Below are 11,742 nucleotides of genomic sequence, written 5' to 3' on the forward strand. Positions count from 1 at the left end.
CCCCCTACCAAAGCGCCCGCTTTGACCCGTAGGGTGGATGTCGCTTTTTACATCCACCGCAAGCAGCGCCGCCGACAAAGCAAAAGGCCCCGCTGCCGAAGCAGAGGGGCCTTTCGTGCTACGTGCGGCTCGTGGCTGGGTTATTGATCCCAGGGGCGGTCGCCGTGCTCGTCCTTGATGCGCGTCGGAAGGCCCATGCTGTCGAGCTGCTTGAGGAACGGCTTGGCCGGCAGTTGCTCGACATTGACCATGCGCTGCGCATCCCACTCGCCACGCGCTACCAGCAGCGCGGCGGCAACCGGCGGCACGCCGGCGGTATAGGAGATGCCCTGGCTGTCGGTCTCGGCATAGGCCTCTTCATGGTCGGCCACGTTGTAGATGAACAGCTCGCGTGGCTGTCCGTCCTTGGTGCCCTTGACCACATCGCCGATGCAGGTCTTGCCGGTATAGCCCGGCGCCAGCGAGGCGGGATCGGGCAACACGGCCTTGACCACCTTGAGCGGCACCACTTCCAGGCCTTCGGCAGTACGCACCGGCTGCTCGGAAAGCAGACCAAGGCTGTTCAGCACGGTGAAGACGTTGATGTAGTGCTCGCCGAAGCTCATCCAGAAGCGGATGTTCGGCACGTCGAGGTGTTTGGACAGCGAATGCACCTCGTCGTGGCCGGTCAGGTAGAGGCTCTGTTCGCCCACGACCGGCAGGTCGTCGGTGCGCTTGACCTCGAACATGCGGTTGGTCGTCCACTGGCTGTTCTGCCAGCTATAGACCTGACCGGTGAATTCGCGGAAATTGATTTCCGGGTCGAAATTGGTGGCGAAATACTTGCCGTGCGAGCCGGCGTTGACGTCGAGAATGTCGATCGACTCGATCTTGTCGAAGTATTCCTGCTGCGCCAGTGCGGCGTAGGCGTTGACCACGCCCGGATCGAAGCCGATACCGAGGATGGCGGTGACGCCCTTTTCCTGGCACTCGGCCAGGTGCTTCCACTCGTAGTTGCCATACCACGGCGGCGTTTCGCAGATCTTGCCCGGCTCTTCGTGGATCGCGGTATCGAGGTACGCGGCGCCGGTATCGATGCAGGCGCGCAGCACGGACATGTTAAGGAAGGCAGAGCCGACGTTGATGACGATCTGCGATTCGGTTTCACGAATCAGTGCCTTGGTCGCTTCCACGTCCAGGGCGTCCAGCGCATAGGCCTTTATTTCGCCGGGCTGCTTGAGCCCGCCCTTGGCTTGCACGCTGTCGATGATGGCCTGGCATTTGGAGATGTTGCGCGACGCGATAGCAATACGACCCAGTTCGTCGTTGTGCTGCGCGCACTTATGGGCCACCACCTTGGCGACACCTCCTGCACCAATGATAAGAACGTTTTTCTTCAATTGTTTCACCTCCAGGGAACTGCGTTGTTGAAAGCATTTGATGAGTCGTAGGGTGGATGGCGCTCTTCTCATCCACCATCACTTGGCAAATGGTGGACGGATGAAGCGTCGTCCACCCTACGTGACTTGAACCTGTCAGCTGAGGCTGGACAGGTAGTCGTCAAAATTGAATTCGCGAACCAGCTCGACGCTGCCGTCGAGCTGCTTGACCACGATGGACGGCATTTTCAGGCCGTTGAACCAGTTTTTCTTGACCATGGTGTAGCCTGCCGCGTCGATGAGCGACAGCCGATCGCCGATGGCCAGCGGACGATCGAATTGGTACTCACCGAAGATGTCGCCGGCCAGGCAGGATTTGCCGCACACCATGTAGGTATGCTCGCCGTCGTTGGGCGCCATCTTGGCGTTGAGGCGGTAGATCAGCAGGTCGAGCATGTGTGCTTCGATGGAGCTGTCGACCACCGCGAGATTCTTGCCGTTGTACAGGGTGTCGAGCACGGTCACTTCCAGCGAGGCGCTCAGGGTGATCGCCGCTTCGCCCGGCTCCAGGTAGACCTGCACGCCGAATTTTTCCGAGAAGGCCTTCAGCCGTGCGCAGAATGCATCGAGCGGATAGCCTTCGCCGGTGAAGTGGATGCCGCCGCCAAGGCTGACCCACTCGACCTTTTCCAGCAGGTGGCCGAAGCGCTCCTCGATGGTGCTCAGCATCTGGTCGAACAGCTCGAAGCTGCTGTTCTCGCAGTTGTTGTGGAACATGAAGCCGCTGATCTTGCCGATGACCGCCTCGATCTTCGCCGGGTCGTGCTCACCCAGGCGGCTGAACGGGCGCGCCGGATCGGCCAGCAGATAGTCCGAGCTGCTGACCTGCGGGTTGACGCGCAGGCCACGGATGGTGCCCTCGGTGCGGGCCTCGAAGCGCTCCAGCTGGCCGATGGAGTTGAAGATGATCTTGTCGCAGTTGGCGACCATCTCTTCGATCTCGTCGTCGGCCCAGGCCACGCTGTAGGCGTGGGTCTCGCCGGCAAACTTCTGCCGCCCCAGCTTGAGTTCGTACAGCGAGCTGGACGTGGTGCCGTCCATGTACTGCTGCATCAGGTCGAATACCGACCAGGTGGCGAAGCATTTCAGCGCCAGCAGCGCCTTGGCGCCGGAGTTCTCGCGCACATAGGCGATCTTCTCCAGGTTGACCAGCAGCTTCTGCTTATCGATGAGGTAATACGGCGTCTTGATCATGTGTTGGTGCCCCCAGGAAGGTCGCCCGGCAGGAGCCGGTAGCTCCCCGTGTGCAAAAACGGCGAATTGTGCCGATTACCGGCGCAGATCGGAATAGCATTTCGACACTTCGTCATGTTTAGTGACGTTCGGGTACTCACCGATACGGCTGCGTAGGCGAATGCCGGCAGGTTAACCCACCGGCGATGACGTTCGGGTGACGCGCCCCGGACGGGCCTCCCAACGGCGCGTCCGATTGTCCGCCCGGCCATCACGTGGGCCCCAATGCAGTACAATTCGGGCTTTTTCACTGGCTGGACTGGCGCCTCGATGATCGAACCCAAGCGCGTGCTGCGCGCCCTTGCCGAACACTGGACCTTGCTCGAGCCGCTGTGCGAGCGCTTCGACACCGGCACCCTGAGCCTGGTGGAGCTGCGTCACCAGCTCGCCGCACAGCTGCCCGAAGGCACGCCCACGGATATCACCGCGCTGCTCGACCAGTGGATCCGCCTGGACATCCTGGTGCCGGTGGCCAAGAGCCCGAACCGATTCGAGCTGAACGCGCAGATCCACGACTTCCTCGCCTACCTGCGCCGCGAACACCGCCTCGGCCTGTGCCTGGAAATCGAGGCCTACCTGCGCCACCTGGAGCGCCTGGCCGGGCATATCCTCGATGCCTTCGAGATCCGCGACGGCGACGATCTGGCCCGCCAGCTGCGCCTGCTCGACATGCGCGTGCGCGACGTACTGAAGAAGCTCGACAACGACGAGCAGGCACTGGTCGCCGTGGCCGACCGGGCCAAGACCAGCGACAGGCAGATCCCGCTGCGTCAGCGCTATGCCGAGGTGCTGGCGACCTGGGATGAATATGTCGAACCGATGATCCAGCTGGTGTCCGCCGACGGCGCCTTCGAGCAGGGCGTACACCGCGTCGAGCAGGTGCTGATGAAGCTGCTCGGCGAACAGCAGCGCCTGGGGCAACTAGTCGACGACGACCTGTTGCTGCGCACCCATGCGCGCATCCTGGAGATGCAGACCACCGCCCAGCTGGCCCTGCGCAAGGCGCGCGAGCTGTTGTTGCCGTTGCGCGAGGAAGCGCGCCGGCACAACGCCGTGACCCGCGGCGCAGCGCTGGCTCTGTCGGCCATTCGCAAGAAAGGGCTGGATGCCGTGCCGCAGGCTTCGCTGCCGCTGTTCACCCGCCCACAGAGCACGTTCCTCGGCACGGCAAGCCAGGTCGAGGCCTATGTTTACGCCCTCGCCCGCTTCGAGCCGAAACCGGCACAGTTCCCCAGGGCCGGCAGCAAGCGCAAGGGCGATCAACCGCAGGCGCCGCGTACCGCCCGCGAAATGATCGAGCGTTGCCAGCAGGCCCTGCCGCTGCCGGACCTGATGGCCTGGCTACTGGAACAGGAACCCGAAGGCGCCACCGACGAACTGCTCTACTGGTTCTCACGCCTGTCGCGCGACGCCCGCTTCCAGCGCGACCGCCTGGAACGCCGCGAGTACCTGACCCGCGAGCATCGCATCAGCCTCAGCTCGTTTGCCCTGATGGCCAATGCAAATGCTTGAGTCTTGCGTAGGGTGGACAATGCGCAGCTTGTCCACCGAACGTTCCGCTGGAAAAGGCGTTGCCGTTTTCCACCCTACGGCCACCTCCAGCCTCGCAGCCAGGCCCTGCGTAGGGTGGACAACGCGCAGCTTGTCCACCACCGGCCGCACCGGACTCCCTGTCGGACGAGGCTTCGCCTCTCTCCGCCCAACGATCTTCGAGCAACCTGAATGAACATCGACCTCAAGGAAATGACCCAGCTGGCGCCGATCTTCCGCGAGCTGTTCAAGGGCTATCACCTGTCGCGCAGCGAGCCGGAGCCCTACGCCCAGCTGTCGAACATGCAGGACCAGTACCGTGCGCTGTTCAAGGCGCTCGGCTTCGAGCTGGTCTGCGACCCACGCGGCTTCTACTACTTCGTGCCCGAACAGATGGGCGCGCAGGTGAACAAGACGGCGCAGCGCCTGGCCCTGTTCACCTTCATCCTCGTCGAACACCTGGCCGACCAGGGCCGCGACCCGCTGGCCGTGCTCGATGGCGGCAGCCTCGGCCGCGACGAGCTGCCGGCACTGCTGGACAAGTACCGCGACCTGTTCCTGCAGGCCGAGGTGACCACCCAGGAGGAACTGGAAGAGAAGGTCATCCGCCGCCTGACACAGCTGGGCTTCGCCGAGGACAGCAACGGCGTCTACCGCTTCCTGCCGCCGATGCACCGTTTCCTCGACGTCTGCCTGTCGGTGCAGCAGGACCGCGATCTGGCCGCCAGCCTGCACAGCAGCGACCTGCCGCTGCCAGCCCCGGCGCTGATCGCCGAGGACGAGAGCGAAGACGACGACATCATCCTTATCGAGGAAGCGGCCGACGAATCGGAAGAAGACGCCTTGGCCCTCGCCATCGCCGAAGAAAAGGAGCTTGAAGCATGAGCCAGGAACGCTACGGCATCCGCCGCTTCGCCCTGCTGAACACCGCCGGCTATAGCCTCGGCATCTTCCCGCTGGAAAATCCGCTGTCGGTCTACGGCGCCAACAACCTCGGCAAGTCCGCGTCGATCAACGCGCTGCAGTTTCCGATCCTGGCGCGCATGTCGGACATGAGCTTCGGCAAGTACAGCCTCGAGCAGTCGCGCAAGTTCTACTTCGCCTCGGACACCAGCTACATCCTCGTCGAAGTCATGCTGCCCCACGGCCCGCACGTGATCGGCGTCGCCGGCCGCGGTCCGGGTGGCGGCTTCGGTCATCAATTCTTCGTCTACGCGGGTTCGCTGGATCTGGACCATTACCAGCAGAACGGCACCTGCCTGCGCCAGCGCGAGCTGTTCGCCAACCTCGAACGCGCCGGCATCAAGGCCTACGAGGCCAAGCCGGACGAGCTGCGCCGGCTGCTGGTCGGCGGGCATACGTCGATCCCGCTGGACATGACGCTGATCCCGCTGCGCTCGACCAGCGAGCAGAGCCTGAAGACTTTCCGCGCGCTGTTCATCAACCTCCTGCATATGAGGGAGATTACGGCGGCCAAATTGAAGCAGCTGTTCCTCGATGCCTTCGAGCACAGCCTGCGCTCGGGCAGCGTCGACTACATCGCCGCCACCGAGGAAGCCTTCCGCGACGTACGCCGCATGGAGCAGGACTACCAGGCACTGGTCACCGCAGGCCCGCTGATCGAGGCACTGGCCTCAGGTGTCACTCAGCGCGAGACTCTGCGCGGCAAGCTGCACCGCCTGTCGCCACTGCTCGACAACCTGCTGGGCAGTTGGCACGACTACGCCGACGCGCGCAAGGAAGAGCTGGTCATCCAGGCCGAGCATTACCGCCGCGAGCAGGATGGCCTGCAGAACGAGCAGCGTGGCAGCACATCCGAGCTGATGCGTCTGGAACGCGAGATCAGCGAAACCCAGCGCTGGCTCGGCGAGCTGGTCGTGCTGAAGAACCGTTTCGCCCTGATCGAGGACGCCCATGTGCTGGAGCAACAGCTGCTCGCCGCCAAGGACGCCCACGACGAGCTGGCCGGTGCGCTGGCGCAGTCCCGCCAGTTCTCCAGCGAGGACCTGGACGAACGCCTGCGCGACCTGGAAAAACGCCTCAAGTCGGTGAAGCAGCAACTCGATCACGCGGACAACAACAGCTATGCACGCCTGCGCGAGGAGTTCTCCCAGGCCGACGTCGACCGCCTGATGCGCCTGTTCAACGGCCAACTGTTCAGCCTTCCGCTGGGGGAAAAGGGCATCACCGCCGGGGGTGACGACTGGGTCAAGGCCGTGGAAGCGGTACTGGATCGCTTCAAGGGCGATACCTTCTCGGTGCCGGGTCTGTCCATCGACCTGTCGCATGTCGAGCCGCCCGCCCTGCAGGCCCTGGCCGACCGTGTCGCCCTGCGCGACCAGAAGGATCGCCTGGAGCGCGAGCTCAAGCAGCTCAAGACCCAGCACGCCGTGGCCGTCGACCGCAGCGCGAGCAAGGCCCAGGCCGAAGCGCTGTACCAGGCCGTGCTCGACGCCCAGAAGGCGCTGGAAGACTTCCGCCGCAGCCAGACCCTGGCCGCCGAGGAACCGGCCAGGCTGGAACAGCTCGCCCAGGCCGAGGCCGCTCAGGAAGAGCTCAAGCGTACCAGTGATGCCTTCACCGAGCGTGTGCAGCACCTGTCGGCCAAGCTGCAACTAGTCGGCCGTCAGCTGGCCGATCTGGAAGCCAAGGAGCGCACCCTGGAAGACGCCCTCCGGCGTCGCCAGCTGCTGCCGGCGGATCTGCCGTTCGGCACGCCGTTCATGGACCCGGTGGACGACTCGCTGGACAACCTGCTGCCGCTGCTCAACGACTACCAGGACAGCTGGCAGGTGCTGCAGCGCGTCGACGGCCAGATCGAGGCGCTGTATGCCCAGGTGCGCCTGAAGGGCGTGGCCAAGTTCGACAGCGAGGAAGATCCCGAGCGCCGCCTGCAGCTCTTGGTCAATGCCTACACCCATCGCCAGGACGAAGCGCTGACCCTGGCCAAGGCGCGCCGTGCCGCCGTCACTGACATCGCGCGGACGCTGCGCAATATCCGCAGCGACTACGAGAGCCTGGAACACCAGCTGGCGCTGTTCAATCGCGAGATCAACAAGCGCCAGGTGTCCAACCTGGCGAGCTTCCGCATCGTGCTGGCGCCGAACAAGGATGCGCTCAGGCACATCGACCAGATCATCCACAGCGCCGGGCAGTACGAGGAAGGCGAGACGCTGTCGGTGTTCGATCTTTCCCAGTCGGTCGAGCAGGATGCGAAGAACGAGGAAGCCAAGGAGTACCTGGCGCGGCTGGTGGCAGCGAATAACAACCAGCTGGGCCTGAAGGAGCTGTTCGAGCTCGCCTTCGAGATCACCAAGGTCGGCGGTCAGCCGGTGATTCACACCGACATCGATGGCGCAGCAAGCAACGGCACCACCATGACCATCAAGGCGCTGACCAACATGTACCTGCTGCTGCACCTGATGGACCGCGAGCAGGCCGGGCGCATCCGCCTGCCCTACTACCTCGACGAGGCGGCAGACATCGACGAGCGCAACCAGCAGGCGCTGATCGAAACCAGCCTGCAGCTGGGCTTCGTGCCGATCCTTGCATCGGTGAAGCCTCAGGTCTCGGCCCATGTCGCCATCGACCTTGAGGGCGGCAGCGGGCCGGCCGGCATCTACATCGACGAGGCGGACTGGAAATACATCAGCCGCCGCGAACCGGTCGCTAGCGAGCAGATTGCTTCAACCCAACGGACCGAAGAACCGGCCTGATCTCCCGCAACGAAAAAAGGGCCCCGAGGGGCCCTTTTCATGCGCGCGCAGGGGGCTTGAGCCCTCCAGCAACGCCCGTCATCTGTCGCCGGCGGCTCGCCCCAGTTCGATCTTCGGTGCCCAGCCGAACCACTCGTCCTGCGGCTCCTTGAACAGCGCGAAGGTCTGTCCCGGCAGCGCCCGGCTGCCCATCTGCTCGCCCTCCGGGGTGGCGAATGCAACGCCACCCTCGATCAGCGATTCAAGCGAGTCGGTACGCAGGCTTGCCCCCTTGAGCAGGCTGAAATCCACACCGAACCCGCTGGTCTCCCAGAAGCGGCTGCCGGTATGCACCAGCGGCGCGTAGCGTGGCTCGATCAATACGCGGATCAATACGCGGTCGGCGTTCTGCCCCAGCTCGTAACCGGTCACCTCACCGACCTTGACCTCGCGGTAGGTCACGGCATTGCCCGGCTTGATCGAGCCCAGCCGTGCGGCGCTGAGAACCAGGCTCAGCCCCTCGCCGGCCTTCTGCGGCTCACGTTCCTGGCCGACGAAACGGCTCTGCGCAGCCGAGCCTGGCTTGCCTGGTGCAACCTCCAGATAGGGACCGGTCACCAGCGTATCCAGGTTTGCCGTACGCATAATGCCGAGCTCCGGCCGCACCACCCAGAACTGCGTGCCGGCACGGGCGATCCGGGATTCCGCCGTAGTGATTCGCGCGCCCAGCACGACGCTTTGCAGGTCGTCACTGAGGGCAACGCTGTCGACCTCGCCCACGACCAGCCCCTTGTAGCGAATCGGTGTACCGACATTCAAACCGTCGCCCCGTGCAAGGCGGATTTCGACCGGCGTGCCTGTTCGGATCGCACTGTCCCTGTCCTTGTGCAGGACGAAGCGCGGCACCTTTCGCATGCCTGCCGCTCGCGGGTCCGGCGTCTCGAAGGCGATCCCGCCAGCCAGCAGACTCTGCAGCGATTCGCTGCGCACCTCGATACCCGACAGCCCACCACTGAGCGATATGCCACTGGCGTTCCAGAATCGGCTCGAGCTGTTCACCAGGTCGGCGTAGGGCTGCTCGATGTGCACGCCGACCACTACCCGCTGCTGGTCCCGGGAAAACTGGTAGCTCTGCACGGAGCCAACCCGTACCTGGCGGTACAACACCGGACTGCCGACATCCAGCGAGCCAAGCGTGTCGGCCGTGAGGACCAGATGAAGACCGGGGGCGCGTATATCCAGCGGCGGTGCCTTGGCTCGGGCGGCGAAGTTGCGCCGGGCTTCCGCACCCTTCTCCCCGGGACGGACCGCAATGTAGTTGCCGCGCACCAGTGCTTCGAGCCCGGAAATACCGGCAACCGATATGGATGGCTTGACCACCCAGAATTGCGTGTCCTCGACCAGGTAGTCTTCGAATAGTGGATCGATGGAGAGCTCGGCCTGTGCACCACTGAGGTCCGAATCGATATCGAGCTTCTTCAATAGACCGACCTGCATGCCCTTGTACATCACCGCCGTGCGGCCGGCCTGCAGCCCGTCGAAATCCTGCAGGGAGACCAGCGTCTTGATGCCAGCCTGAGCGGCGTCGAAGTCCTCATAGAGCCGGAACGGAATGCTCGGATCTGTCGCCGGGCTGTCCTTGCGGTGCGCCGGCGTGGCAAAGGCGATGCCCCCGGCGACGATGCTGGCCAAGGACTCGGTACGAAACTTCACGCCGGTCAGACCCGCGTCCACCGTAACGCCGCTAGCGTTCCAGAATCGGGTGTGCTTGCGCACCAGGTGCGCATATTCCGGCTGGATGTACAACTGCACCTCGACCGTGCTGTCGTCCTCGGCCAACACGTAGTTCTTTACCTGTCCCACCTGAATCTGCCGGTAGAACACCGGGCTTCCACGATTCAGCGAGCCGAGGCGCTCGGCCTTGAGCGTCAGGTGCAGGCCGATGCGGCTGTCAGACATTGGCGGCTCCTCCGCCAGCGCGACGAAGCGCCGGGAGGTCTCGCCATCGGCAGGACTCATGCCGATATAGTTGCCGGAAACCAGCGTTTCCAGGCCCGTGATTCCAGCCAACGTCACACTCGGCTTGACCAGCCAGAAGCGGGTACCGCTGCGCAGGTAGCCGTCGACGTCCTTGTTCATTTCGATGTCCGCAACCACGACCTGTCGGCGCTCGTCATCTTCCAGACGCAAGTCGCGCACGACGCCGATGGTCATACCCTTGTAGAGCACCGAGGTCTTGCCTATCTCGATCCCTTCGGCGCTATCGAACACCACCTCGATATGGATGCCCCGCTCGTTGTAGGCCTGCCAGGCGAGCCAGGCGCCGATCAGTAGCGCGATCAGCGGCAGTATCCAGATGGCCGACCAGCTCGAGGCCGGGCGGGTATTGGCTTTTGGCAGATCACTCATGCTTGTTCCCGGACTCCGTGTTATCCCAGATCAGACGTGGGTCGAATGTGATGGCAGCGAGCATGGTCAGTATCACCACGCCGGCAAAGGCAACAGCGCCAAAGCCTGCCTCGACGCTGGCGAGGCTGCCGAAATTGACGATCGCGACCAGAATGGCGATGACGAAGATATCCAGCATGGACCAGCGGCCGATCCACTCGATGAAGCGGAAGACCAGCAATCGCTGGCGCGGCGACATCGGATGGTGCCTCTGCACCGAAAACAGCAGCATCGCGATCCCTACCAGCTTGAAGGTCGGAACCAGAATACTGGCGATGAACACCACCGCTGCAATCGGCAGCATGCCGTGCTTGGCCAACGTCACCACACCCGACATGATCGTATCCGGCGTCCCGCTTCCGAGCATGCGCACCGTCATGATTGGCAACAGGTTCGCAGGCAGGTAGAGCAACGCCGCTGTGATGAGCAAGGCCCAGGTGCGCGCAATGCTATTCGGTCTGCGCATATGCACACGAGCGCCGCAGCGGCTGCAGCGCTGATGGCCATCATCCACACCTGTGCGGTTCAGTTGATGACATTCGTGACAAACCATGAGTCCGGCATCAGCGGCGCGCATCGTTACGCTCCGATAGGGCTTCCCACACCTGATGTGGCGACATGACCAACTCAAGCCACACCTGGACGACCAGCAGCCCGGCAAAACATGCCAGGCCGATCCCTAGGCTCAGCTCCGCCATGTCCCTCAGCTTGATGATCGAGACCAAGATGCCCAGCAGATAGACTTCAAGCATTCCCCACTCACGCAAATGGTGATAGGTCCGGTAAAGCAGTACGCCCAATGGCTTCGCGCGGTCTGCTGCGATGCAGAGCAACACGGCGAGCTGACACAGCAGTTTAAGGAGCGGTACAGCCATACTGCAGAGAAACACCACCACAGCGATCCCTTGCATACCGCTGCCATAGAGGCTCAACACGCCACTCCAGACCGTGTCATCGGTCACTCGGCCAAGCAGGTTCAATCGCATGATAGGTAGAAAGTTGGCCGGGAAATACAACAGCAACGCGGCGATTACCAATGCCAATCCGGGACCGACGATGTGATGCCGTAAACGAAACAACTCACAGCCACAACGCGGACACTCCGCCACCTCGCCAAGGTTGAGCGTCGGCTTGAGCATCAGCAAATCACATTCGGGGCAAGCGACCAGTTGCTCGAGCGGCATCTCGTCAAGCTCTGGCGTAGCAGCCGATTTCGACATAGCAAATATCCGAGCAAATACCCATTCTAGATGAGCGATACACACCACAGTCAGCCGTGGCCATAAGGACGTTACCGCAGCCAACCGGCCAGCACGGCACATAACACTGATATACGACACTCAAGCAGACGCCGGGTCACCCCATCCATAAGTGCTGCCGAGCCACTTCGCACTCACCAGCCGCCGGGATGCATCAGC

At 63.2% G+C, this 11,742-nt stretch carries 8 protein-coding genes; 3 read left to right on the forward strand and 5 right to left on the reverse strand.

Translation table 11 applies throughout. The features are described from left to right. Positions 1-140: 140 nt before the first annotated feature. Complete coding sequence (locus tag B597_RS28535) at positions 141-1,379, reverse strand: saccharopine dehydrogenase family protein (protein ID WP_003294947.1); 1,239 nt, start codon at positions 1,377-1,379, stop codon at positions 141-143. Positions 1,380-1,514: 135 nt separating this feature from the next. Further along, a complete protein-coding gene (locus B597_RS28540; RefSeq protein ID WP_003294949.1) occupies positions 1,515-2,612 on the reverse strand; it encodes a carboxynorspermidine decarboxylase in 1,098 nt (365 codons plus the stop codon). Between the two features lie 264 nt (positions 2,613-2,876). On the opposite strand from B597_RS28540, the gene mksB reads away from it, so the two are divergent. From mksB to mksF, 3 genes are all read left to right on the forward strand, one after another. Beyond that, the gene (gene mksB / locus B597_RS28545; protein ID WP_003294950.1) at positions 2,877-4,163 is read left to right on the forward strand and encodes an Mks condensin complex protein MksB; all 1,287 of its coding nucleotides are present in this window, start codon (positions 2,877-2,879) and stop codon (positions 4,161-4,163) included. Between the two features lie 210 nt (positions 4,164-4,373). Next, a complete protein-coding gene (mksE, locus tag B597_RS28550; protein WP_003294952.1) occupies positions 4,374-5,066 on the forward strand; it encodes an Mks condensin complex protein MksE in 693 nt (230 codons plus the stop codon). Continuing rightward, the gene (mksF, locus tag B597_RS28555) at positions 5,063-7,897 is read left to right on the forward strand and encodes an Mks condensin complex protein MksF (protein WP_024161734.1); all 2,835 of its coding nucleotides are present in this window, start codon (positions 5,063-5,065) and stop codon (positions 7,895-7,897) included. Before mksE ends, mksF begins: the two co-directional genes overlap by 4 nt. A 78-nt stretch (positions 7,898-7,975) precedes the next feature. On the opposite strand, the gene B597_RS28560 is transcribed toward mksF, so the two are convergent. From B597_RS28560 to B597_RS28570, 3 genes are read right to left on the reverse strand one after another with little or no spacing between them, the layout of a single operon-like run. Continuing rightward, the gene (locus tag B597_RS28560) at positions 7,976-10,285 is read right to left on the reverse strand and encodes a PqiB family protein (protein ID WP_003294953.1); all 2,310 of its coding nucleotides are present in this window, start codon (positions 10,283-10,285) and stop codon (positions 7,976-7,978) included. Then, positions 10,278-10,901, reverse strand: coding sequence for a paraquat-inducible protein A (locus tag B597_RS28565; protein WP_003294955.1), 624 nt, complete (start codon positions 10,899-10,901; stop codon positions 10,278-10,280). The genes B597_RS28560 and B597_RS28565 overlap by 8 nt, the downstream gene beginning before the upstream one ends. Next, positions 10,888-11,544 carry a paraquat-inducible protein A gene (locus B597_RS28570; protein WP_003294956.1) on the reverse strand — a complete coding sequence of 219 codons (657 nt, stop codon included), beginning with the start codon at positions 11,542-11,544 and terminating at the stop codon, positions 10,888-10,890. Before B597_RS28570 ends, B597_RS28565 begins: the two co-directional genes overlap by 14 nt. Between the last annotated feature and the right edge of the window lie 198 nt (positions 11,545-11,742).

It is taken from the genome of Stutzerimonas stutzeri KOS6 (assembly GCF_000307775.2).
GTDB classification, from domain to species: Bacteria; Pseudomonadota; Gammaproteobacteria; order Pseudomonadales; family Pseudomonadaceae; genus Stutzerimonas; species Stutzerimonas stutzeri_B.

What these genes read in the sequence shown, in the direction of transcription:
- B597_RS28540 (WP_003294949.1), bottom strand. Translation starts at nt 2,612, where the DNA reads ATGATCAAGACGCCGTATTACCTCATCGATAAGCAGAAGCTGCTGGTC.
- mksB (WP_003294950.1), top strand. Translation starts at nt 2,877, where the DNA reads ATGCAGTACAATTCGGGCTTTTTCACTGGCTGGACTGGCGCCTCGATG.
- mksE (WP_003294952.1), top strand. Translation starts at nt 4,374, where the DNA reads ATGAACATCGACCTCAAGGAAATGACCCAGCTGGCGCCGATCTTCCGC.
- mksF (WP_024161734.1), top strand. Translation starts at nt 5,063, where the DNA reads ATGAGCCAGGAACGCTACGGCATCCGCCGCTTCGCCCTGCTGAACACC.
- B597_RS28560 (WP_003294953.1), bottom strand. Translation starts at nt 10,285, where the DNA reads ATGAGTGATCTGCCAAAAGCCAATACCCGCCCGGCCTCGAGCTGGTCG.
- B597_RS28565 (WP_003294955.1), bottom strand. Translation starts at nt 10,901, where the DNA reads ATGCGCGCCGCTGATGCCGGACTCATGGTTTGTCACGAATGTCATCAA.
- B597_RS28570 (WP_003294956.1), bottom strand. Translation starts at nt 11,544, where the DNA reads ATGTCGAAATCGGCTGCTACGCCAGAGCTTGACGAGATGCCGCTCGAG.